Source organism: Aquimarina megaterium XH134 (assembly GCF_000520975.1).
Classification (GTDB): Bacteria; Bacteroidota; Bacteroidia; order Flavobacteriales; family Flavobacteriaceae; genus Aquimarina; species Aquimarina megaterium.
In genome coordinates this window covers 297139-323872 of the sequence record NZ_JACB01000015.1, presented here as the reverse complement: position 1 = coordinate 323872, position 26734 = coordinate 297139, and the positions used below count along the sequence as shown (strand labels likewise).

12 protein-coding genes are annotated in these 26734 nt (G+C 33.1%); 10 read left to right on the top strand and 2 right to left on the bottom strand.

Annotated elements, in window-relative coordinates; translation table 11 throughout:
- The first annotated feature begins 9 nt into the window (after positions 1-9).
- The 8 genes from Z053_RS0111710 (at position 10) to Z053_RS0111675 (ending at position 22325) form a co-directional block, all read left to right on the top strand.
- The gene (locus tag Z053_RS0111710) at positions 10-13014 is read left to right on the top strand and encodes an amino acid adenylation domain-containing protein (RefSeq protein ID WP_262482482.1); all 13005 of its coding nucleotides are present in this window, start codon (positions 10-12) and stop codon (positions 13012-13014) included.
- Between the two features lie 122 nt (positions 13015-13136).
- A complete protein-coding gene (locus Z053_RS0111705) occupies positions 13137-14468 on the top strand; it encodes an MFS transporter (RefSeq protein ID WP_035095867.1) in 1332 nt (443 codons plus the stop codon).
- A 36-nt stretch (positions 14469-14504) separates the two neighbouring features.
- Positions 14505-15419 carry a cupin-like domain-containing protein gene (locus Z053_RS0111700; RefSeq protein ID WP_025665197.1) on the top strand — a complete coding sequence of 305 codons (915 nt, stop codon included), beginning with the start codon at positions 14505-14507 and terminating at the stop codon, positions 15417-15419.
- A 17-nt stretch (positions 15420-15436) separates the two neighbouring features.
- Entirely contained in the window at positions 15437-17065 is a 1629-nt protein-coding gene (locus tag Z053_RS0111695; RefSeq protein WP_035095866.1) for an MBL fold metallo-hydrolase, read from the top strand.
- A gap of 174 nt (positions 17066-17239) precedes the next feature.
- The gene (locus Z053_RS0111690; RefSeq protein ID WP_025665195.1) at positions 17240-17998 is read left to right on the top strand and encodes a thioesterase II family protein; all 759 of its coding nucleotides are present in this window, start codon (positions 17240-17242) and stop codon (positions 17996-17998) included.
- Between the two features lie 192 nt (positions 17999-18190).
- Entirely contained in the window at positions 18191-19528 is a 1338-nt protein-coding gene (locus Z053_RS0111685; protein WP_025665194.1) for an aspartate kinase, read from the top strand.
- Between the two features lie 626 nt (positions 19529-20154).
- Positions 20155-20676, top strand: coding sequence for a UpxY family transcription antiterminator (locus Z053_RS0111680; protein WP_025665193.1), 522 nt, complete (start codon positions 20155-20157; stop codon positions 20674-20676).
- Positions 20677-20936: 260 nt separating this feature from the next.
- Complete coding sequence (locus Z053_RS0111675) at positions 20937-22325, top strand: aspartate aminotransferase family protein (protein WP_025665192.1); 1389 nt, start codon at positions 20937-20939, stop codon at positions 22323-22325.
- Positions 22326-22699: 374 nt separating this feature from the next.
- Here the strand turns inward: Z053_RS0111675 and Z053_RS0111670 are convergent, their stop codons facing one another.
- Positions 22700-23374 carry a response regulator transcription factor gene (locus Z053_RS0111670; protein ID WP_025665191.1) on the bottom strand — a complete coding sequence of 225 codons (675 nt, stop codon included), beginning with the start codon at positions 23372-23374 and terminating at the stop codon, positions 22700-22702.
- Positions 23364-24551: a sensor histidine kinase gene (locus Z053_RS0111665; RefSeq protein ID WP_160170080.1), complete on the bottom strand. Its 1188-nt coding sequence runs from the start codon at positions 24549-24551 to the stop codon at positions 23364-23366. The genes Z053_RS0111670 and Z053_RS0111665 overlap by 11 nt, the downstream gene beginning before the upstream one ends.
- A 240-nt stretch (positions 24552-24791) precedes the next feature.
- On the opposite strand from Z053_RS0111665, the gene Z053_RS0111660 reads away from it, so the two are divergent.
- Positions 24792-25232, top strand: coding sequence for a DUF6438 domain-containing protein (locus Z053_RS0111660; RefSeq protein WP_025665189.1), 441 nt, complete (start codon positions 24792-24794; stop codon positions 25230-25232).
- Between the two features lie 15 nt (positions 25233-25247).
- The gene (locus tag Z053_RS0111655; RefSeq protein WP_025665188.1) at positions 25248-26585 is read left to right on the top strand and encodes a hypothetical protein; all 1338 of its coding nucleotides are present in this window, start codon (positions 25248-25250) and stop codon (positions 26583-26585) included.
- The last annotated feature ends 149 nt before the right edge of the window (positions 26586-26734 follow it).

Genomic DNA, 26734 nt, shown 5'->3' with positions numbered 1-26734 from the left:
GATTATTCGATTTGGCAACGCAAGTTTATCGAAGGTGATATTTTAGAAGATCAATTATCGTATTGGGAGGATAAACTAGGAGGAGTTACTCCATTATCCTTACCAACAGATTATGCACGACCTTCGGTACAGAGTTATGAAGGGAGTAGTGTTTCGCTTACGTTGAATGCTGATTTGAGTAGCATGCTATCAGAGCTTTGTACAGATGAGGGAGCTACCTTATATATGGTTTTGTTATCCGCTTTCAAGGTGTTGTTATCCCGTTATAGTGGTCAGGAAGATATTTGTGTAGGTAGTCCTATCGCCAATCGTACTCAATCTGAGTTAGAAGATATGATTGGTTTCTTTGTTAATACACTGGCACTTCGCAGTGATTTGGGAGGGAATCCTAATTTTAAGGAAGTTTTAGAGAGCGTAAAAGAAACAACATTAGATGCGTATGATCATCAATTAGCTCCTTTTGAGGAAGTGGTTGATAAAATTATAGCTACTCGTGATATGAGTATGAGTCCTTTGTTTCAGGTGATGTTTACATTACAAAATACACCCGAGGTAAGAGATTCTGACTTGGATAATATAAGAACTTCTCCTTATAATCTTGAAGAAACAACTTCTCAATTTGATTTGACTTTGACTGCAATAGAAGAGCAGGGAGGTATTTCATTAAGCATGACATATTGCACAGCTTTGTTTGATAAAGATACAGTTGCTCGTATGTTGGTTCACTATAAAGAGTTACTGAATAGTATTGTCAAAGATATTACGTTGCCTGTTCAAGCACTGTCCATGATAACAGATCAGGAGAGAGAAGAATTGCTATATAAATTTAATGATACTGTAGTAGCATATCCGCATGATAAGAGCATTATTGATTTGTTTAAAGAACAGGTCGAAAAAAACCCAGATGCCGTTGCTATTGTTGATGAAGATGTTAAGGTAACATACAAAGAACTAGACGAAAGATCTAATCAATTAGCACATTACTTAAGGTTAGAAGGAGTGCAGGAAAAATCTCGATTAGGGCTTTTATATGAGAGAGGAGTGGATATGGTGATAAGTATGATAGGTATTCTAAAATCAGGATCTATCTATGTTCCTCTCGATACTTCTTTACCATCGAATCGCTTGGATTTTATTTTAAAAGATGCTGAGGTAAACTACATTATTTATAGTGACTCTTCTTTATTAAAAGAATTACCTTCGGATGAATATACTTTTTTGAATGTCCAAAAATCTTTAGAACATTCTATTGAGACATATAATTCAAAAAGAAGTATAGCATCTGATACTTACATCATGTATACTTCTGGAACAACTGGTACTCCCAAGGGTATAGTGATTAGTGACGAAAATGTAATAACGCTTATCAATGATAAAGAGAGTTCAATTGCTATCCATACATCAGATCGGGTATTGCAATGGTCGAATTATGCTTTTGATGGTTCTACATATGAGATTTTTGGAAGCCTTTTAAATGGTGCATCATTGTATTTGATCCCAGGTTCTATAGCTTCTGATGTTGATGCTTTAACTCAGGTTATTAGTAAAAACCAACTAAGCGTAGTTTTTATAACTACGGCATTGTTTAATTCTTTTGCAGATTATGACTTGTCAAGATTGTCTAGTTTGAGAATATTATTATTTGGAGGCGAAAAGGTTTCTGTTGGTCCAACAAGAAAAATAGCATCAGCTTTGGGCGAAGGAAGACTGCTTCATGTATATGGTCCGACCGAAACTACTGTATATGCAACTTGTTATCCTATTTGTGATATTCCCGATAATGCAGGGACCATTCCTATTGGAGGCCCGATTTCCAATACAAGCCTCTATGTTTTAGATACCAATATGGAATTAGCTCCAATGGGTGTAGTTGGCGAGTTATGTATTGGAGGGACAGGTTTAGCCAAAGGGTATTTGAAACGAGAAAACTTAACAGAAGAGAAATTTGTAGTTCATCCTTTTAAACCGGGAGAGCGTTTATATAGAACAGGGGATTTAGTCCGATGGTTACCTGGTGGAAATATAGAATTTATTGGGCGTAAGGATAATCAGGTTAAAATTAGAGGTTATCGTATAGAATTAGAGGAGATAGAAAGCGTACTGTCTTCTGTAGACGGCATTCAGAGTTGCTGTGTACTAGCTAAGGAAGACACTAATGGTAGTAAACGTCTGGTAGGATATGTTGTTGTAGAAGGTGAGTTGGTTAAGGAAGAATTACAACAGAAATTAAGCTCTGGATTACCAGAGTATATGGTTCCTCAATTATGGATTGAATTAGAAGAAATACCTTTAACCAGCAATGGTAAGATTGATAAGAAAAGACTCCCTGTCCCTGATATCTCTTTGTTGTCCACAAGAGAATATGTTGCTCCCTGCAATGAGGTAGAAGAACAATTAGCTGTGATTTGGAAGGACTTACTGGGTATAGACAAGATAGGAGTGTATGATAATTTCTTTGAATTGGGAGGACATTCGTTACTCGTAGTAAAATTAATCTCCAGATTAAAAGATCAGGGGCTTCAGGCAGGAGTTCGTGATATTTTTGCTAATCCTACTATTGGAACATTAGCGTTACAATTAGGAGTTGCTTCCCCGGATTATGAGATTCCTGTCAATGGTATCACAACAGATTGCGAGAAGATTACCCCCGATTTGGTTCCATTACTGGATTTTAGCCAGGAGGAGTTGGATATTGTTGTAGATCATATTGAAGAAGGAGTTTCTAATATCCAGGATATGTATCCACTTTCTCCGTTACAGGAAGGGATGTATTTTCATCATTTGATAAGTGATCAGAGCAATGGGGACCCTTACATATTATTTAATTTATTGTCTTTTGATAGTTTAGATAAACGTTCACAATTTATAGAAGCATTCCGCTATGTGATTACCCGTCATGATGTACTTCGAACTTGTATTTTGAGCAATGGATTGCCTCATGCTGTTCAGGTAGTTTTAAGGGAAGTTAAGCTTCAAGTATCAGAATTATCTTTTCCTTCATCACAAAACGTAAAAGAAGAGCTGGAATCAATAATTGATTCTGGTAAGCACTGGATGGATTTGTCAAAAGGGCCATTGTTACAGTTGCAAACTGCTGATGATACAAGTAATGGTCGTTTTTTCTTATTGTTTAAACAACATCATGTTATAATAGATCATGTTGGTTTAGAGAAGGTAATAGAGGAGATTAAAATGTACTTATCCGGTGAGACTGTTAATTATACCCAACCGGTTTTATATCGAGATTTTATAGCACATGTTTTACATCAGCAAGCGACTAATGACAGTGAGTCTTATTTCCGTTCACGTTTAGGAGATATCACAGAGTCTACTTTTCCTTTTGGTTTGTCTGATACGTTGGGAGATGGTAGCGGAATACAGGAAGCAACTAAGATGCTTTCTTCAGATATATCTGCTCAAGTTCGTTTACTATCCCGCAAATTAAAAATTAGCCCAGCCGTAATTTTTCATGCTGCATGGGGGATTGTAATAGGTAGATGTAGTAATAAAGAGTATGCTGTTTTTGGGACTTTGTTTTCAGGACGACTTCAGGGATCATTAGGAGCAGATCAGTCATTAGGATTGTTTATCAATACACTCCCGATGATACTACACTTAGATCGTAGTGTGTCAGAATATTTAGATCATGTAAAACAAGAGTTACAAGGTTTAATGCCTTATGAGCAAACACCATTATCTAATATTCAACATTGGAGCGGTGTTTCTAATGATACACCTTTGTTTAGTGCATTATTAAATTATCGCCATTCAGAACCACAATCTATATCAGACAACATAGATATTGATTTAGGGATAACACTTCAGGTTGACAAAGAACGTACAAATTATCCATTTGATTTGAGTATCGATGATTACGGAGTTGACTTTGGCTTAACAGCATGTGTAGATGGGATTGATCCGGATCGGGTTATCTCTTACATGGAAACAGCATTAATAAAGCTTCTTGAGGAGATTGAATGTCCAAATAATGTTGAGGTAAGTAGTTTAAGTATTTTGGCAACCGAAGAACTACAGTTATTAAATAGTTTTAATGCTACAGATATTGATAATCTTCAGAATGAAACTATTCTTGATATATTCGAAACACAAGCTCAACAGACTCCGGATGCAGTAGCAGTTGTTTACCAAAACAAAAAGATTACCTATAGAGAATTGAATGAAAAATCAAATCAATTAACTCATTATATATGTAACCAAAACATTTCTCAGAATACTTTGATCGGAGTTTGTATATCTCGCTCTATAGAAATGATAGTTGGTGTCTTAGGAGTTTTAAAATCGGGAAATGCTTATATCCCAATTGATCCAGAATATCCCTTAAATCGAATTTCTTATATCATAGAAGACGCTAAGCTTGACCTTATAATAAGTACTACTTCAGACATAAAGCAATTAGATGTTAATGAGGAGATAAAATGTATATTATTAGATCGAGATCATGAATTAATTGCCAAAGAGATCACTACAACACCCGAGATAAAATTGACTCCCAAACATTTGGCGTATGTGATTTATACTTCAGGAACAACAGGTAAACCAAAAGGAGTTACTATAACTCATTTCAGCCTGTACAATGTATCATTGAGTTGGCAAAAAGAGTACGATTTGGATGAGAATACTCGTTTATTACAAATGGCCAGCTTTTCTTTTGATGTATTTACCGGAGATCTTTGTCGTAGTTTATTATTTGGAGGGCAGATGATTATTTGCCCCGCTGCTATTCGTTTTGATCTTCAGGAACTTTATAAACTAATGTCTGCCCATCAGATCAATATAATGGAACTAACACCTTCGTTAGGAATCCCATTAATGGATCATATCTATGATAATGAATTAGATTTTGAGTGGCTTAAACTCTTTGTTTTAGGATCTGATGTTTGCACTTCTGTAGATTTTTGCCGTTTAGAAAGTCGATTTGGAAAACAAGTAAGAATTATAAATAGTTATGGAGTTACAGAAGCCACAATTGATAATTCTTATTATGAGGCTGAAGATCTAAAAAGCCTACATAACTTGACTAATGTTCCTATTGGTAAACCTATGGGTAATACTCATTTTTACATTTTGGATTCCAATAGAAATGTATTACCAATAGGTGTTATAGGAGAACTATATATCGGAGGATCAGGTCTGGCAAAAGGATATTTACATAAAGAAGAACAGACAAAAGAGAAATTTGTTTCAAATCCATTTGTAGAAGATACTTTAATGTATCGTACAGGAGATTTAGCCCGTTGGTTACCCGATGGAAATGTAGAATTTATTGGTAGAGGAGATACTCAGGTTAAAATTCGAGGATATCGTATCGAGTTGGGAGAAATTGAGAATGTATTAGCATCTTATAAAGCTGTTATAAATTGTTGTGTTTTAGCTAAAACGGATGCGCACGGAAATAATCGTCTTGTAAGCTATGTTGTTTTAAAAGAAAGCCTGGATAAACAGGCTATAGAAGCGTATTTAAAAGAAAGCATACCCGAGTATATGATTCCGCGTATTTGGGTGGAGTTAGAAAAAATGCCTTTAACGCCTAATGGTAAAATAGATAAGAAATCGTTGCCTAATCCTGATAATCTAGAATTATCAACCCAGGAATACACTGCTCCCAGTAATGAACTGGAAGAACAGTTAGTTAACATTTGGCAAGAACTTTTAGGAGTAGAACGCATAGGAGTATATGATAATTTCTTTGAATTGGGAGGACATTCTTTATTGGTAACAAGATTAGTTTCCCTAATTCGTAAGGAGTTGAATATCGAAGTTTCTATTCGTGATATTTTTGAGTATACCAATATACATGAATTGGCACTTCATTTAAAACGACAAGAAATAGGTGTTTTACTACCCGAAATTGTTGTTCAACAACGTCCGGATCGTATTCCTTTATCATTTAGCCAGGAACGTTTATGGTTCTTGGATCAGTTAGAGGGTAGTATTGCATATCATATCCCAATAGTGCTACGATTATCAGGTAGCCTGGATATAGATATATTAGAAACTTGTTTTAGAACTATTGTATCTCGTCATGAGGTATTGCGAACTATGATTCATTCTGAAGAAGGTATTGGTTATCAGCAAATAGTAGGAGCCGATGATTGGAAACTAGATCAGGATATGGATCAATCAGATGCTTCACTAGAAAGTTCGATAGCATCCTATTTGACTATCCCATTTGATTTGGAGAAGGACTATAAATTTAGAGCCTGTGTATATGATCTGGGCTCTGATCGTTATGTCCTGGCCGGAGTTTTCCACCATATTGCCAGTGATGCATGGTCTGAAGATATATTGATAGCAGAGTTTGCAGAGCTGTATAGTATATATCAGGAGAATCGTGAGATGGCTTTACCAGAATTATCATTACAATACTCTGATTATGCGATTTGGCAACGTAACTATATAGAAGGTGAGATATTAGAGCAACAATTGTCTTATTGGGAAGATAAGTTACAGGGAGTTACACCTTTAGCGCTGCCAACAGATTATGCTCGTCCGTCGGTTCAGAGTACAGAAGGAGCAACATTTAACTTTGAATTAGATGAAAATTTAAGTGGTTTAATATCAGGACTATGTAAGCAAGAAGAAGTTACATTGTTTATGATGATGTTATCGGCTTTCAAAGTTTTACTGTACAAGTATAGCGGCCAGTCTGATATTTGTGTAGGAACTCCTATCGCTAATAGGACTCAATCAGAGTTAGAAAATATGATCGGGTTTTTTGTCAATACACTGGCATTACGTAGTAATCTAAAAGATACTTTAAGTTTTACTGAATTGCTACAAGAGGTAAAGAGTACAACCCTAGAAGGATATGACCATCAATTAGCTCCTTTTGAAAAAGTAGTAGATCGGGTAGTCAAAACCAGGGATATGAGTATGAACCCATTATTTCAGGTGCTGTTTACGCTAGAAAATATGCGTACAGAAACGGATTTAACGATACACGGTGTAAGCCTGTCGTCTTTTGAATATGAAGGGAATACTTCACAATTTGATTTAACCATTAATATAACAGAAGAAGTTACCGGCATTTCATTTAATGTAGAGTATTGCACAGCTTTATTTAAGAAAGAGACTGTAGAACGTATGTTGATGCACTATCAAGAACTATTGCATAACATTGTAGCTAATCCATCACAGAAAATCGGAAGCCTTTCTATATTGAGAAAAGAAGAGATATCTCAATTGGTAAATACATTCAATACTACCAATGTTCCTTATGATAATAACAAAACCATTGTAAGCCTATTCGAAGAGCAAGTCAATAAGACTCCAGAGGCTGTTGCTTTAATCTCTGAAGATAAACAACTAACTTATAAAGAACTCAATGAGCAATCCAATCGTTTGGCATATCATTTAAGGGATACGTATAGCCTTAAAGCAAATGATATCGTTGGTATTTTATTAGATCGATCCGATTGGGCTGTGATTTCAATTTTAGGAGTATTAAAAGCTGGTGCAGCCTATGTTCCTATTGATACCAGTTATCCAACATCTCGAAAATCATATATCGTAGAGGATAGTGCCCCTAAGGTTTTGATTACCGATTCTGAACATCTTTTTGATAGTATAGAGTTTAATGTAAGTGTATTTTCGATAGATGTAGAATTAGAAGAACTACTTGGTGACACAGAATTATTGACCAATCCTTCTTTTATACCTGCTTCAAAAGATTTAGCATATATTATTTATACTTCAGGGAGTACAGGTAAGCCCAAGGGAGTTATGATAGAACATTGTAATATAGCTAACTATGTGTTATATGGTTTATCAGCGTACCAATCAGAAACGGGGAGTCATAATTTTCCATTATTTACCTCTTTGGCTTTTGATTTAACACAAACCAGTGTTTTTCTCAGTTTGCTAACAGGAGGTACTTTATTTATATATCAAAAAGAAGCTATAGAATCTTTACCCTCGATTTTGAAGACTAAAGAAATTACTTCTATTAAATTAACACCATCTCATTTATCATTTTTTGAGAATATAGAGCATTCTCACTTGAAACGTATTATTATAGGTGGAGAAGCTTTAAAAGGATCGCATATAGATCTGTTAGGACCACTAGATAGTTCGGTTAAAGTGTATAACGAATATGGCCCAACCGAGGCTACCGTAGGTTGTTCTGTTATGGAAGTTAGTACATATGATACTTCTTTATTGTCTGTACCCATTGGAAAGCCTATAGACAACACCCAAATCTATATATTAGATGGTTTACAACAACTGTTACCGGTTGGAGTAATAGGAGAATTGTGTGTTGGAGGTAATGGATTGGCAAGAGGCTACCTGAATAAGGAAGAACTAACACAAGAAAAATTTATATCCAATCCATTTGTAGAAGGAGAACGTTTGTATAGAACCGGAGACCTGGCGAAGTGGTTGCCCGATGGAAATATTGAGTTTATAGGGCGAAAAGATGATCAGATTAAGATTAGAGGATATCGTATTGAATTAGGTGAGATAGAGAATGTTTTAAGCCAGGAAATGGATATTCTAGAATGTTGTGTGTTATCAAGGCCAGATTCTGAAGGAAATCATCGTTTGGTGGGATATGTAGTTAGTGAAAATAATTTTGACAAAGATAGATTACAGGCGTCATTATTACAGAAATTACCTGGCTATATGATTCCTGGCCTTTGGGTTGTTCTTGAAAAGATGCCTCTTACAGATAATGGTAAAATTGATAAAAAAGCATTACCTGATCCTGAACTGATCGATATTGCCGCAGCTAATTATATCGAACCCCAAAAAGAAATGGAAATTCAGTTAGCTGCCATCTGGAAAGAGTTATTAGAGGTAGAACGAGTAGGAATAAAGGATGATTTTTTCTCTTTGGGAGGACATTCTTTATTGGCAACTCGTTTGGTATCAATGATTCGAAAAAAATTGAATATTGAAATAGCAATTATTGACGTTTTTGAATATCCGATATTATCAGATTTATCAGAGTATGTAGATTCTCAATCCCGAGGCAGAAGTATACTGCCAGAAATTGTTCGCAGAGATAACAGTAGGAAGATCCCATTATCATTTAGTCAGGAACGATTATGGTTCTTGGATCAATTACAAGGAAGTATAGAATATCATATTCCATTTACGCTTCGTTTCACAGGAGATCTGGATACTTCGATATTAGAAAATGCTATTCGAGAAGTAATTTCTCGTCACGAAGTTTTACGCTCTGTAATTCATCCTGAAGAAGGAGTAGGGTACCAAAAAATAGTATCGGCATCTGATTGGTCTATGGATTTAGTTTCGGTAGAAAATGAGGAGACGATTCTTGAAAAACTAGAATCATTTATCGATACCCCATTTGATATGGCAGCCGATTATATGTTTAGAGCCAGTTTATATCAATTAGATAAAAATGATTATGTATTCTGCGGAGTTCTTCACCATATAGCTAGTGATGGATGGTCTCAGGGTATTTTGATAAATGAGTTTACTCATATATATAGTGCATTACAAAAAGGCCAATCATTTACTTTACCTGAGTTACCAATACAATATGCAGACTATGCGATATGGCAACGAGAATATATAGAAGGTGACATCTTAGAGCAACAATTATCGTTTTGGGAAACCAGACTTCAGGGAGTTTCGCCTTTATTATTGCCTACGGATTATGACCGCCCTTCAGTTCAAAGTGTTGAAGGAGCATCTGTTAACTTTGAATTGGATTCAAAAACAACCGAAGCGATAAAAGAATTTTGTAACGAAGAAGGAGTAACCCTGTTTATGTTCTTACTATCTGTTTTCAAAGTATTGCTTTATAAATATAGTGGACAAGATGATATTTGTATAGGAACGCCTATTGCAAACCGAACACAGGCAGAATTAGAAGGATTGATAGGTTTCTTTATCAATACATTAGTGCTTAGAAGTGATCTAAGTGATAACCCTGAGTTTAGAGAGCTATTACAGCAAATAAAATCAACAACACTCGAGGGGTATGACAATCAACTAGTACCTTTCGAAAGAATTGTGGATCGTGTTGTGAAAACCCGGGATATGAGTATACCTCCTCTATTTCAGGTAAAATTTATGCTAGAAAATACTCCCGAATCAGAAGATTTACATCTCGAAAATTTAGAAATCAATTCATATGAGTACGATGCAGAGTTTTCTCCATTGGATATATCCTTAAATGCAGTGGAGTCAGGAGACGGTCTTTACTTTAATTTTGAGTATAGTATTGCGTTGTTTGCCAAAGAAACGGTACAAAGAATGGCATTACATTACAAGGAGTTAATACAGAGTGTATTAGTATCTCCATCATCTGGTATAGCAAGTTTAACTATGCTAACAGATAAGGAATCTTCAAAACTGTTAGATGTATTTAGTATGTCTAATACCACTTCGGTTTCTTATGGTGAGGATAGTACATTAGTTTCGTTATTCGAAAAGCAAGCTGCCAAAACACCAGAGGCAATTGCAGTAGTGTTTGAAGATAGAAAGTTAACCTATAAAAACTTAAATGAGAAATCAAATCGTTTGGCACGTCATCTACGAGAGAACTATGAGTTGAATTCTGGTGATTTGGTAGGAATACAATTAAACCGTTCTGACTGGTCTGTTATTTCAATGCTGGGGGTTATGAAAGCAGGAGCGGCTTATGTTCCAATTGATGTAGAATATCCTGCTTCGCGAAAAACATTCATTATTGAAGATACACAGCTAAAAGTGTTAATCATAACTTCAGAAAAACTATTCGATAGTATAGAACTTAATGTGCCGGTTTTTTCAATTGATATAGAGTTAGATGATTTGTCTCAAGAAGCGTCATATCTGCAAAACCCTGATTATTCTGTAACATCCGATGATTTAGCGTATTTGATTTATACTTCCGGTAGTACCGGAAAACCAAAAGGAGTGATGATCGAACATCGAGGTATTGTCAATACTATATGTTCTCAGATTGATGCATTTTCGATTACTTCTGATGATCATTGCCTTCAGTTTGCAAATCCGTTTTTTGATGCTTCTGTATGGGAGATTTACATTTCTCTTCTGGGAGGTGCTAGTTTACATATACCATCAGAAGAAGAAAAAGCAGATACTATTTCTTTTACAAAATTTATGAAAGAACATGAGGTAACATTTGCCACATTGCCACCTGCTTTTTTACAATTATTAGAAAGTGATAGTCTTCCAACCATAAAAACCTTGGTAACAGCAGGAGAAACTATACCATTAGAAGTTGCTAAGGACTTTTCTAAATCCTATACATACATAAATGCTTATGGCCCAACAGAAATCAGTATTTGTGCTACAACTTTTGAAGGAAATATCACAGGAGGTAGTGTTCCTATAGGAAAACCGATAACGAATGCAAATGTTTACATTTTAGATTCGGATATGAATTTGGTGCCTGTTGGTGTTCCCGGAGAACTATGTGTAGGAGGGCCAGGATTGGCAAGAGGATACCTTAACCGTGAAGAATTAACAAATGAAAAATTTGTAGATCATCCTTTTGTAAATGGTGAACGATTGTATAAAACCGGAGATTTAGCCCGATGGTTAGCAGATGGCAATATCGAGTTTATGGGAAGAAAAGATGATCAGGTAAAAATTAGAGGATATCGTATAGAGTTAAGTGAGATCGAAAGAGTACTCCTAGAAAAAGAAGAGATCCAGCATTGTTGCGTAGTAGTAAGAGGTAGTACAATCGATACCAGAAGTTTAATTGGCTATGTGGTTACTCAGGAAAATTATGATACTCGAGATATCAATGATTATCTAAAAGATAGGCTTCCAGAATATATGATACCTGGGTTATGGGTTTCTATGGATGTATTGCCGATGAACAGAAACGGTAAAATTGATAAAAAAGCTTTACCAAGTCCAGAAGTTTCTGATATATCCAAAGTAGAGTATGTGGCTCCGCGAAACGATACAGAGGTACAATTAGTTGCACTATGGGAAGAGTTATTAGATATAGAAGGAATTAGTGTACATGATGATTTCTTTGCTTTGGGAGGCCATTCTATCTTGGCAATACAATTAATATCTCGCATTAATTTGTTATTGAATACATCACTGAGTGTTTCTGTTATATTCGAAAACTCTACCATTTCAAAGTTCGTTCAGAAAATGTCTTCTGCAGACTTTTTTACGTATAAGGTCATGGTAACCTTACAAGGAAAAGGAAATAAGAAACCAATATTTTTTGCCCCTCCGGCAGCAGGTACTGTTGGTTCTTATTTACAATTATCCAAAGCACTTGGAGATGATCAACCAATGTATGCATTTCAATGCCCGGGATTAGACGGAAAATCAAAAACATCTGAATCTGTAGAAGCTATGGCAGAAACGTTTATTACAGCGATGCAAGAATTAGACCCTTCTGGCCCATATAGATTAGGAGGTTATTCTTTTGGAGGAGCTGTAGCCCTCGAAATGGCATTGCAATTAAGAAATAAAGGGTTTGAGGTTGAGGAGTTATTGATGATTGATGCCAAAATTCATGAAGTAAGTGATGAGATATATGAACAAATAGATGAAGCACAAAGATTCCGCGAATTACTTTATGAAGAAGTAGATGAGTTAAGAGAAATCTTCGATTCAGAGTTAACCAGATCAAAGCTAGCACTCGAAGGTAAATCTATACCCGAGCAGATCGATGTGATTTGTGAACTGGCCAAGGGCTCAGAATTTTCTGTAAGTGATGATGATATTAAAGGGCAATTAGAAGTTCTTTACAGCAATTCGACTTATAGATATGTACCGAATCTCGGTCAAAAACTGGATACTCAAATTACATTATTCAGAGCAATGTATGTTCCAAAAATATTGGCGAATTCAGAAATGGAAATGATCAATAATGATGAAACAGAATTTGATTATGGATTACAACAATATACAGGTAAGAAGGTCATAGTACATGGGATACCAGCTGTACATACCACAATACTAGAAGAAACTCATGCAAAAGAAATTTCAGAGTTCCTTAAAATCAGTAATATAGTAGAAGTAGCCGATCAAATGATATAATTAAAAATACTAATGATCCTAACATCACTAGCCCCTTTTTTTCAAAAAAGAGGTCAAAATTGAAATGATGTAATTTTTAACCTTCCATACCCAGAAAACTTTCCAATAGTAGTAGATAACTAATGAAGAAATACTTTTTATATGTAGGTCTGATAATGATTTCATTATTAGGTACCGATTTAACCGATTTTGCTTTAAGTATCTGGGTGTTGAAACAACCAGAGGGAACAATTACTTCATATTCTATGATATGGTTTTTTGAAGCAGCTCCTGCTGTTCTTTTAGCACCATTTATTGGCAGTTTTGTAGATAGATGGAGTAAAAAGAAAATAATCATTTATGGACAGATTGTAACAGGTATAGGTAGTATTATACTGATGTCACTTTTTTATTTCGAACATTTACAACCCTGGCATATTATGATAGTGTCGGGAATAGGTTCTATAGCCAGTATGTTTGTTTTTAGTGCTTTTTATGTCGCTACAACGGCATTAGTATCAAAAGATAGACTGATAAAGGCGCAAGGAGTGTCAACCGCAATTTATGCTGCCATAAGTATTGGTGTACCTGTAGTTTCTCCGGTATTATTCAAAATGATCGGTATGGAACGCATATTTATGATTGATATCATCACTTTTTTGATCTCGATTCTTGCTTTTTTGATGATACGATTTGTTGTTGTTTCAAAAACAGAAGAAGAATTCAATTTTAGAAAGGACTGGAAATTAGTGAAAGAATTTCTAAAAGAACGAAAAGGACTAAGATCGTTACTAGGCTTTTTCTTTATAATAGGTTTTTTAATAGGACTGATTAAAGTACTATTTACACCTCTGATATTGGATTTTTCAAATGAGTATTATTTAGGTTTGGTATTATCAGTAGTAGGAATTGGTACTTTGATAGGGGGAGGAGTAATGAGTATGAGTAAAAAGATCGAACACCCTATTAGAACTATTTTCAATGTTAATATCCTGTTAGGTGTCATTCTTGGTTGCTTATGGATTAATGTTAATCTCTATGTTTTGGCTATTGGAGGAATGCTGGCCGTTCTTTTGTTTACTATTTCTGATATTATGAATAATGCTTTTTTTCAAGCTGTAGTTCCAACAAAAATGTTAGGAAGATTATCAGGATTTGTTGGATTAGTCATTGGGACTTCAGAGCCATTATCTTATATGCTATCAGGGGTCTTTGTAGATTATCTAAGCAATATTGTTTCTGATGTTTCTCACGAATTTTCGAATCATTTTCCGGGAACCACAATTACAATTGCCATCATCCTAATTTTTACCATATCTGGAGTGATGTTAACAATAGTTTCCTACTTGTTTCAAAGAAATAAAGGGATAAGAAATCTAGATACTATATATCAAGAAAAACTTAAAAAAGAAGTAAAAGACCCATCAGAACATAATAAAAATGCAGCACATATTAATTCTCCTAGTATAAAGTGATGCTTTATATAAACTTTAAAAATCAGTAATAATTCAATGAACGAATTTCAAGTAATACAGGAAAAACAAATTCTTGAACATATACCTATTCGAAATGGTATAACCAGGAAAGAATTTTACCAGGATTTTGTAAACAAAGGGCAACCGGTAGTTATTAGAGGAATGACTTCGGGTTGGAACGCTTTAGAATGGGATGTAGATTATTTCAAAGCCAAAGAAACCGGAGTTAAAATTCCTATTAAAGTAGGTAAAGTGAGTGAAGGTAGACGAGAAATGATGCTGATTAGTCAATATGTCGAATTGTTGGATGCTTACGAAAAAAATGTAAAACTTGGACTGGATGCTGACCCGGTGGGATACTTACACGATATTCCTTTTTTTTATATGTTTCCAGAGTATTTGGCAGATATATTACCTTTTCCAAAAGAATTGTTGCCCGAATGGTATTGGCCGAAATGGCAAAACTATATTCAATTCTTCATGGGAGCAACAGGAAGCTTGACCCCATTACATTTTGATACACTTTTAACTCATAATTTGTTTTTTCAGGTTGTGGGTAGAAAGCAATTCATTCTAATTGATGGAGCTCAAAAAGAGCAGTGTTATATTAAAGGATGGAGATGGTCCAGATTTGATCCCAAAAATCCAGACTATAAAAAGTTTCCCAAAGCCAAAGACCTAAATATAAAAGAAGCGATTTTAGAACCTGGAGATATTTTGTATATGCCTTCGGGAATGTTGCATCAAGTGCATGGGTTAAGTCAATCAATTTCTTTTAATATAGATTGGCATACTGTCAAGAGTGCAAAGAAAGGAGTTGGAACTTTATGGAAAGGAGCTCCTCTTAAAAATGTGTATTACAATGCTTTGGTATATGCAGGGCTAAAGCTCAAAGTTTCCGAAAAAAGCATATTTCCATTATACAAGTCATACCTAAATTATATCAGTTAATATTTAATATAAAAGAAATGAATACAAAAGTATATCTTAAACCTAATGTTGTTATTGAACCCTTATTTGATAATTGGTATGCCTGGAGTCATTTGATTTCTCCAGCTACTGGAGCAATGAATGTAGTAGGGCGGCATTTAAAAATAATGAGCTCTTATATCCAGGCTCCTGCTGCACATGCAGCAGCAGTTAAAAACCCAAAGATGCTGGGAGGACCTTTTATTGATTATGGAGGAAAACGTGTTGATGAAATCAAAAACCTTAAAGAAGAAACTTTACAAAAACAAAAAGACTTGATCGCATTTAATGATGCTGTCAAAGAACTAGATGCATTACTAAAAAGTAAGGCCAAAGGTTTTTCGTTAGAACCACTATACGATGAAGTACCAGAAATATTACAAGGATACGTCGAGTTAATTTACGATTTGAATAATCAACCTTCTTTTAGATTTTTTGAATCTCTGTTGTATAAGAGTAAATTTTATAATCCAGACTCGCAAAGTATTTTGTTATGGATCACAGAGAATGATGAACGTCCTTTTGTATTAAGTACACCTCGATTACCCGATAGTAATCAGGTGCATTTAGATATTCCTTTTGATCATAAAGGCTTGGATAAACTAAGCCAAATGAAACGAATACCAGGTTCTGTAAGTGAAATAAAAGAGCTATTAGGAATATCAAAAGAACAGGAAGAGGTATTTGATACTTTTTTTACAACAGAACCTCCCATGGAATATGATCAATATACAGGTGATAAGGTGCGTATGCGTTATTTTGGTCATGCGAGTATACTTGTAGAAACAAAAGATATTTCTATCATGCTAGATCCCGTGATAAGCTACTATGGGTATCATCAAGATGTTTCGCGCTTTTCTGATATGGATCTACCCGAAGTAATTGATTATGTTTTGATAACTCATAATCATCAGGATCATATACTATTTGAAACGTTGATCCCATTGCGTCATAAAATCAAAAATATCGTAGTTCCCAGATCTTCAAACGGTAGTTTACAAGATCCAAGCTTAAAACTAATGCTACAAGCCATTGGTTTTGAAAATGTGATTGAAATTGACGAAATGGAAGCCATTCATTTTAATGACTGTACTATCACAGGTGTACCTTTTATTGGGGAACACTCAGATTTAAATATACAATGTAAAATATGTCACCATGTTGCAGTAGGGGATTTTAAAATGCTTTTTGTTGCAGATTCTTGTAATGTGGCTGCAAAATTATATGAACATGTACAGGCAGAGCTTGGAGATGTTGATGTGTTATTTTTAGGAATGGAGTGTGACGGAGCTCCTTTGTCCTGGTTATATGGACCATTGTTAACAGAAACGATAGATAGAGATAAGGATTTTTCACGAAGACTGGCAGGATCAAATTTTGAAAGAGGAAAAGCACTTGTTGAAGCATTTAGCCCAAAAGAAGTATATGTTTATGCAATGGGACAGGAACCATGGCTAGAATTCATAAGTAGTATAAAATACACAGATGAGTCTAACCCTATTATTCAATCTGATAAATTGGTTCAGTACTGTATGGATGGAAATATAATATCCGAGCGATTATTTGGCGAAAAAGAAATTTTATACAACAAGACAGAAGATTCTAAAAAAGTTTTAGAATCGGTATAAAAGAAGGCATAATAATTATAAAAAAAGTCTTCGTTATAATTCCTGTAATCGTTTTTGATAAAATGATTAGGAAGTAGAACATACTTTATTCGGTTATTTCATGTATAGAAAAGTATCACTTTTTATTGGCTAATCGGTAAACAAGTCGATTAGCCTTTTTAAAAAATTGAAAGAATGAATCATTTTTTTATTGCCAAACCTAAAATAATAGCTATTCCATTTGCCGGAGGCAATCAATATAGTTTTAAAACTATTGAAAAATACATTCAAAAAGATATGGAATGGATTACTGTAGAGCTTCCAGGAAGAGGTGGAAGATTCGGTAAACAGTCGTTAGATGCAATACATCTAATGGTTGCAGATCTTTTTGATCAAATATTACCTCATATAAAAGAAGGGCCATATATGATTTATGGACATAGTATGGGAACGTTATTAGGATATGAACTAACCAAGAAAATAGTTGAGGCTAAAATGAGATTACCCAAATGTCTTTTTTTTACGGGACGTTCTGCTCCATCGGTTTTGACCAAAAAGAAAAGATCAATACTGCCTAAACCGTTATTTTGGAAAGAAGTATATGATATAGGCGGGGTACCAACAGAAATTTTAGAGAATAAGGACCTCTTAGATCTCTATTATCCAATACTAAAATCGGATTTCAAGGCAATAGAAGATTATGAGTATGTAACACAGGAGCAACCTTTTTCTTTTCCTATATATGTTTGTATGGGTACAGAAGAAGTGGGAGAAAAGAATAATCAACAAACAATAGAAGAGATAATGGCCTGGGGTAATGAGACTAAATCTTTATATGGCCCCGAATTACTTGAAGGAGATCATTTTTTTATACTGAAATCCCCTGAAATAATTGCCCAGAAAATTATGAAAGCTTACCGAACCAATTCGACCTTAACAACTTCTTTCAAATAAGCTTCATAGTATTAACATAGCTATTTAAAAAATACCAAATACAGCTTCGACGGTATTAATACAATAGAAATTAAAAACGAATGAAACGAGTCATAACAAAAGTTCTGATATACATCAGAATGATTTTTGGCGACTTCCATACTTGTACTAAGCCAAGTCGAAGTATGACTTCTAAAACAATAATATAAACACATGAAAGTTTTAAAGTTTGGCGGAACCTCATTAGGCTCTGCAGCATGTCTTGAGCAGGTAAGAGATATTATACTGAATATTAATGACTCAAAAATAGTAGTTTGTTCAGCAATGGCAGGAGTTACTAACATGCTGGTAAAATTGGTAGAGGCGATAAAAGATAACCAGAAAGATAGTTGTAAAGAAATAGTATTGCAATTACAAGAGCATCATGAAAATACAGTTGATATATTAAGAATAGATGCTAAAGCTTCAAGAGTATTAAAAGAAAGTATAACTACTATAGTAAAGGAGTTATCTTCTTTTATAGACAAAACTTTCTCTATAGAATTACAAAATCAAATCATAACATTCGGAGAGGTTTTGTCAACACGTATTTTTTCTGGGTATCTAACATCTACAGGTGTCAATAATACACTTTTAATGGCTCAGAACTTTATGTATACCGATGTGTCAGGAAGTCCGGATATTAATGCAATACGTAAATGTCTAAACGATATTTTACAAACTCATAAAGAAGAAAAATTATTTATTACACAAGGATTTATTTGTAAAGATACACAAGGAAGAGTTAGTAATTTAGGACGTGGAGGAAGTGATTATTCAGGAACCATAATTGGTGCAGCATTGCAAGTAGAAGAAGTTCAAATCTGGTCAGATATTGATGGAGTTCATAACAATGATCCAAGGTATGTAGATAATACCAGTTCGATCCCATTTCTATCTTATCAGGAAGCTTCGATTTTGGCAAGTTTCGGAGCTAAAGTTCTTCATCCGAAATCAGTTAAGCCTTTGGTAGATCTTAAAATACCATTATACTTAAAAAACACCTTTGCACCATTTGCTATAGGTACCAAAATAGGAGATAATATATCACCGCCAGGAATTAAATCTGTTGCAGTAAAGGATAATATGGTATGGCTAAAAATAAGAGGTATATCCAAAAATCAGAACTATAGTCTATATGATAATGTATTTACCTTATGTAATGCGTATCAATTTCCTGTTGTTATGATGGATAATGTAGAAAATGGATTGTCTTTGGTAATAGAAAAAACAGATAAAATATCAGAGTTTTTATATCAGCTTAAACAAGATTTTGACATAGATTTTGATTTGCTATATAGTGTAATATGTATTGGAGGCAACTCTATTATGAAAGATTCAAATAGGGTTCGTGTCTTTGAGGCATTGGGAACTGTACCAATTAGAATGATTTCTTTTGAGTCGGCAGGCAATTATGTGCTTCTATTAGTAAAAACAGAAGAAAAAGTTGATGTAATGCAACAATTACATCAAAAACTTTTTCAGAAGCATGTAGAGTTGGATATGGTATAATTAGAGTTTAACATGTTAAAATTTTATTCTGATTCAAAATTGAATCGTAATATAATGTGTTGAATAATATATTAATGATCACATCACTTTTTCTAAACATTATATTTTTCAAGTTGTTCTTCGTATTTATAAAAGATTGGAGAAATACAGAACTAAATGTAATCCCGGTTTCTGACTAATTTAGAGTAAAAAAATAACACTTTTATGAGCAATTTAGAAAAATATTTCCTTGTTAATCAAATGTTATTTGTTGGTTAAATAATATCGTGATGAGAATGTTTTTTTTTGCATTTAAGTTACTGCTTATCAGTATTTTAAAAATATTTGTTGATTACATTTTTTTTAGATACGGTTTTGCCATAAATATCTTGTTGATTAAGATTTGTACATTTGAAATGGCTTTTAGGAAAAGACGTATTCGTATAAGCTAAATAACATTACTACCCCATTGTTTTATTGTAAAAAGATTGATTAAGTAAAATTATTTTTCTGCCTAATTGATCTATTTTCAAAAATTATTTTTCAATAATCTTAATTCATAAAGAACCTTACCAAAAAGGAATTGTAAGTCATATGACAAGCTATATCCTCAATTAAATAAACCTATACCCTTAAAACCTTAGAATATGTGTATTAGTAAACCTGATCAATGGTATGTGCTATATGTAAAGGCACGCCATGAAAGAAAAATAGAAAGTCTATTGAAAGAAAATCAAATAGAGACATTTTTACCATTGGTTAAAACAGTTCGAGAATGGAGTGATCGAAAAAAAGAAATAGAAATGCCATTATTTCCCTCCTATATTTTTGTGAAAATTAATTTAAAGAAAGATACACATAAAGTGTTGTCTGTAAAATCGTATTGCTTTTTCATTCGTTTCGGAGAGGAGTTTGCCAAAGTTCAGGAATATGAAATAAACTCAATCAAACTTCTTATAAATATGAATGTACCTATGAAAGTAGAAAATTATGCACCATTATTAAAAGTGGGAGAATATAGAAGAATAGATAAAGGTGCACTAAAAGGTTTAAACTGCGAAATCATCAAAGCCGATAATGAAAATAAAGTCGTAGTACGCATTGATTCTATTAAACAAAATATTGTAGCAACAGTACCATCATCCTGCATTTCTGAAGTTGTAGCTTAAAGAAATTTTGATGATATAAAAGCTCAAAAAGTATAAACATCATGATAGTCCGTTTACCTTCATCTCATGTACAACGAGTATATATGAATGAATAAGGAAATGACCCTTTTGATTCTTCAATTTCCACATTTATAAAAATTGCTTTGATAGTAGTAGTTCTTGCATTATCAGGCAATTGTATACAGTTTCATAGCTTCATTATCGAAGATGGTGTGATCATCAAGCATAAACAAATCAAATAACAATCAAAAAACTAAAAAATGAAATCACTTAAAGAATACCATTTATCAGAAACATCAAAAATAGTTTCATCTTCAATACCAGGAAAAAAATCAAAACTTTTATTAGATCTTCAAAAAGATATAGAAAGTAGTGTGGTTTCTTATCCAAGAAGTATGCCTATTGCTATAAAAAGAGCTAAAGGGAGTATTATTGAAGATGTAGACGGAAACCAATTTATAGATTTTTTTAGCGGATGTGGTGTTTTAAATGTAGGGCATAGCAATGATTTTGTTTTGGAATATGTAAAAAAACAACAATCAGAATTAATTCATGCCTTAGATTTTCCCACAGAAAATAAACTTTTGTTAATTCAAAAAATAATTAATCACTTACCAAAAAATATTAGAGAAGAGTTTAAAGTGAGTTTTGGCGGACCCACTGGGTCTGATGCTGTTGAAGCGGCAATTAAGTTAGCAAAAATCAAAACAGGTAGAGATGGTATAATCGCTTTTACAGGAGGGTATCACGGGATGACTTCTGGGGCTTTGGCAGTGACTTCGGATACGTTTTTTAGAAATAATTTAACATCCTTGATGCCAAATGTTCATTTTGCACCTTATAACTATCCCTACAGAAGTACATCCAATAATAAAAATGAGATAGATGGTATAGCTTATTTTAAAAATATACTTACCAACGGTCACTCTGGAATATCTAAACCAGCTGCAATTCTTATAGAACCCATTCAGGGTGAAGGAGGAAATATTGTGCCAGAAGATGGCTATTTGGAGGAACTGGTAAGAGTTGCGCATGAAAATGATGTACTGGTAATATTTGATGAAATACAGTCTGGCTTTTTTAGAACTGGTAGTTTTTTAGAATTTATGAATACCAGTGCTATACCCGATATCATCACTTTTTCTAAAGGTTTTGGAGGAATTGGGTTTCCAATTTCGGGATTAATCTATAAAAAAGAAGTCGAAGCATGGGGACCTGCCGCACATATAGGAACTTTTAGAGGAAATCAGGTTAGTATAGCTGCGGCAAGAGGAGCCTTTGATTTTATTGAAGCAAACAATATAGAAGAGCATACTATATTGATAGGTTCATACTTATTAGAGAAATTACAAGAACTAGAAAAAGAAAATCCATTTATAGGAGAGGTAAGAGGGAGAGGAATGATGATTGGAGTAGAATTTGTAAAAGATAAAAAAAACAAGGAGCCTTTTCCAGAATTCGTAAAGAAATTCAGATCTCAATGTTTCCAAAGAGGTTTGCTTTTTGAAGTAGGTGGGCATTATAATAATGTACTACGACTAGTTCCTCCGTTGGTTACTACCTATAACATTGTAGATGCTGCAATAGTTATTATGAAAGAAGCTATAGCCGTTTGTATGGAAGAATATTTAGAACCTACTCTCGCCTAAATCTAAATACTACTAATAACAATGCTACCTATAAAACAATACACAGGGGGTTTTGGATCGTTGGATCAAATAAACCGATGATAAAGGTCAATATCCAGAAAATGAAGAAGGGTTAAAATTGATGTTAGGTATTTGGGAGAACATACGGTGAATCCAGAGTATAAATCACTTAAAAAAATACCCAAAATTGCCAGGTTCATTGTTTTATTTAAAAAGAGAGAAATCGAAGTTGATGGATTCAATATAGACTAAAGATCCTTTGATAGAAGTAAACACAGGAGTCATAAGTACAAATAAATATAAGTAGTTACTTTACGTTTACCCTTTAAGAAACAGAACCGAGTAGTGTTTTTGTAACCTAATACTTAGTTTTTTTAAACGATCAGTTTGTATCCTTTACCTCTTACACTAATAATTTTGATAGTATCATCTTCTCTTAAATATGTTCTTAATTTAGAAACAAACACATCTATACTTCTAAAATTATAAAAGTCATCATTGTTCCATAAATTCTGTAGAATGTATTTTCGCTCTACAGTTTCATTTTTATGAGCACACAACAAATTTAATATATTGGCTTCCATAGTTGTTATTACCTGCTTTTTGGATTTAAATTCTAAAACTTGAGAGTTATGATTGAATTTATATTTACCAAGATTATATATGTTTTGATTATTTTGATGTACTGTTCTTTTTAGAATATTTTTTATTCGTAAACTTAATTCTTGAAAATTAAACGGTTTTACTAGGTAATCATCTGCTCCTAAATTTAAACCATTTATAATATCTTCTTTAAGAGCTTTAGCGGTAAGCATTAAAATAGGAGTCTTAACATCAATAGCTCTAATTTTTTCTAATAAAGAAAATCCGCTTAAACGAGGCATCATAACATCAAATATGCAAATATCTGGACTTATGTTATTAAATAAATGTAATCCTTCTTCTCCATCCGATGCACAATATACTGTGTAACCTTCTGCCTGCAAAAACTCTGTTAAAAGTTCTGATAGAGTTTGCTCATCTTCGACCATTAATAATTTAATCTTCATAAGGCAATACAATATTAAATTCTGTTCCTTTATTTATTTCACTAGATAAAGATATAGTCCCATTTACACATTTTACAATTTCGGCTACATAACTTAATCCTAGCCCATGACTTTTTATTTCATGGATATCTTCAGAAGGGACTTTAAAAAATGGAATGAAAATTTTATCCCTAAACTCTTTAGGAATTCCAGTTCCATTATCTTTAACGCTTAACCATAATTTTCTATTTTTTACAGTTGTTTTGATTATAATAACTCTAGGAGATTTAGAATATTTAATTGCATTACTTATTAGATTGTCTAATAAATCGGTGAATTGTTCTTTATCGGTACATAATTTAATATCCAGATGATTAAAATCTGTTAGAAGGGTATCTGTTTCGTTTAACATTAACTCGTATCTATTTATTAGTTGTGTTATAGATTTGCTAACATCAATTCTGTCTTTTTTAAAAATAGTTGTCTTAAGCTCTGCTAGTTTTAAAATACGTTTAGATAATTTCCCCATTTTATCATTTTCACGCTGTGCAATGCTAATATATTTATCGAGTCCAGAATTACCTTTTAATTCAATTTTCAATTTCTCTAAAGCAAGACTTGATACTGTTATAGGGGTTTGTAATTCATGGGTTAAATTATTGATAAATTCATTTTTATATGCAGTAAGTTTTTTTTCATTCAAGTATTTTTTTATTAATAATATTCCGCTTAAAATAATGGTGAAAATAAATACCAGAGAAGAGAGTATTACATATATGATTCCTGAAAAAAGGTAAGATTTTTTATTTTTAAAAGAAATATTAAATACACCAAAATTAGATCCTACTATAATATCTGCTTGCTTATATATCTGTTTATATTTCGTATAACTTATTGAAGAGAAATAATTAAGATTATAATTAGATGCAAGTTTTTTGTTTTTAATATTTCTTTTAAAAATAGATTTTATTTTTTCTATATCCTCATTGTTAAATAGAAGAGACGGAACTATTTCTTTTTTCAATAGCGCAATGTCTTTTTCTAAATCAATATTGTCGTCAGGAATAGTATGTGCACCTTTTATTATGTTAAAAGTCAATTCTTCTTCTAAAGCTTTGAACTGTTCATCATTTTGAATAACAGTATCCTTAAACTCATATAATGAATTATCTAATGCTTCTAAGAAGTCATTCTCCATATCAATCTGTTTATTATGATAAGTGTTTTTTACAAAATTTATTTGAAAAAAAACAGCAACCAAAATAGAAACTATCAACAGAAAAATAATGAAAGTTAAAGACTTGTTTTTACCCATATCGTAAAATTACTAAAATAAAAGGCTTCAATTTATCCCTTTACAAATCTTTACAAATCTTTACATCTATTAACTTGTTAAATAGTTGTTTGTGGATAGTTTTAACAAAAATTGAATGGTCTCATGGGTAGAAAAAATCAAATGATGATTTATGGATTGTTACTTATAATGCTAACGAATTCGTGCACTTCTGTACAGTCTGTATTACCTTTTCCTGTATCTGTTTCTAAAGAAGCTTGTAAAGGAAAATGTCCTGTATATAAAATTATCATTTTAAAAAGTGGAGAAGTTGATTTTGAAGGTGTAAAAAACACCAAACATACTGGTAGAAGCAAAGTATTACTTTCTAAAAAAGAGTTTCAAGAACTTAAACAAGTATATAAAACTATTGATCTCTCAAAGTTGAAAAACTCGTATGACCAACGAATATATGATTTACCTCAAACTGTTATAAAAAATAGTAATAACTCGGTTTCTTTTAAGCGAAATCAATCTGTACCCATCGAGCTTATAAAGTTTGTCGAATTATTAGATGAAATACTAAAGAAAAACAATTTGTTATAATTAAATTAATTAAAAATGAAAAAACTATTTATAGTAACAATCTTTATCACTGTATTTGCTATTGGATGTAATAAGGATGATGATGATTTTATGAATTTAAAATCTACTTTAAAAATTGAAAATACCATTATTGGTGCATTAGAAGGAAAATACTTATACATTAATTTATCTCTAAGCGATGAGTTATCTAAAGATTTAATCCTTAAAGCCGATTTTTCTACAGAAGGAGTAATCGCATATATTAATGACGAGGATTATAAAAAAGAATTAGAATATAGTACCGATGGAAAAACCTGGCAAAAAGAAACAAATACTAATCAGGTAAAGTTTAAAAGCAGAACTTCAAATTTAAAAATTAGAATACCTACAATAGACGATGATTTACCCGAGACTAAAGAAGAATTTAAATTAACATTAACTCCAATAGCAGATACCGATTTATCCCTGACAAATGAGTTAAGCGAAATTAAAGTTTCTGTAGTAGATAACGAGGTCAATAAAAATCCTGATGAAAAGGGAATGCTTATGGAATTTGCTATTGCGGATGGATATACTGGGTATACCGTAACGGCGATTCAAAATCAAATTAGTTCTAGCCTGGAGAAAGAAGTTATAGATGAGAAATATAAAAGACCAGTAGAGGACGCTCTAAAAGCATTTAAATTATTGTCACCGAGTGTAAAAGTTGTTAAATTCACAATTCTGGCTGACCCCAGTAGTGGTTTAGGAGGGTATGTGTATAATACAACTGGCGAAAAAGGTGTGGATGAATGGCTTATGGGAATGAACATAGGTTTTGCATATGTAGATGTAACTACACAAGAAGGAGGGACTATCCCATTTAATGATAATGGTATATATGGAAATATCTTCACACATGAGTTAGGCCATATCATTACATTAAATTTTGATAAACAAATAACTTTTATGAAGGAAGGAGATGCCTGTAATCATTATAGAAACTCTGAAGGATGTTCAAAACCCAACTCCTATGTTAATTTGTTTAACACCGATTTTTATGTCACACCTCCTACAAACGAACCAACTCATGTTACAGGATATGCTAAGACTAATTTGGAAGAAGATATAGCAGAATCCTTTGCGCATTATGTAACACAAGAAACGACGATTCCTGTTTCTACAAATGCAAGCTCAGGAGCGTTACAGAAATTAAACTTTATTAAAGGAAAAAGTGAACTTGATGATTTAAAATCGAAAATTAAAACTATTTATAAATTAGGGTATTCTGATCCAGGTCAACAAGACATTTTAGCTAAACAAGTAGATAAAAACGGGAAACCTATTTCTTGCTTAAACCATAAAGCAATATTAAAAGCCTTAGAAAAAGAATAAATTAAAACCCTTTTAGCCACAACCAATTGTAAAAAAACCAGCAAAATAGTTTATACAGTTTTGCTGGTTTTTTAATCACTTAGATATAGAACTTGTTGATAATATGAAAAACTTTTTCTTCATAAAATTTTGAGTCTCTACTTTTTATA

Coding starts and splice junctions, on each gene's coding strand:
- Z053_RS0111700 (WP_025665197.1), top strand. CDS start 14,505: ATGAACGAATTTCAAGTAATACAGGAAAAACAAATTCTTGAACATATA.
- Z053_RS0111690 (WP_025665195.1), top strand. CDS start 17,240: ATGAATCATTTTTTTATTGCCAAACCTAAAATAATAGCTATTCCATTT.
- Z053_RS0111660 (WP_025665189.1), top strand. CDS start 24,792: ATGGGTAGAAAAAATCAAATGATGATTTATGGATTGTTACTTATAATG.
- Z053_RS0111685 (WP_025665194.1), top strand. CDS start 18,191: ATGAAAGTTTTAAAGTTTGGCGGAACCTCATTAGGCTCTGCAGCATGT.
- Z053_RS0111655 (WP_025665188.1), top strand. CDS start 25,248: ATGAAAAAACTATTTATAGTAACAATCTTTATCACTGTATTTGCTATT.
- Z053_RS0111680 (WP_025665193.1), top strand. CDS start 20,155: ATGTGTATTAGTAAACCTGATCAATGGTATGTGCTATATGTAAAGGCA.
- Z053_RS0111705 (WP_035095867.1), top strand. CDS start 13,137: ATGAAGAAATACTTTTTATATGTAGGTCTGATAATGATTTCATTATTA.
- Z053_RS0111665 (WP_160170080.1), bottom strand. CDS start 24,551: ATGGAGAATGACTTCTTAGAAGCATTAGATAATTCATTATATGAGTTT.
- Z053_RS0111695 (WP_035095866.1), top strand. CDS start 15,437: ATGAATACAAAAGTATATCTTAAACCTAATGTTGTTATTGAACCCTTA.
- Z053_RS0111675 (WP_025665192.1), top strand. CDS start 20,937: ATGAAATCACTTAAAGAATACCATTTATCAGAAACATCAAAAATAGTT.
- Z053_RS0111670 (WP_025665191.1), bottom strand. CDS start 23,374: ATGAAGATTAAATTATTAATGGTCGAAGATGAGCAAACTCTATCAGAA.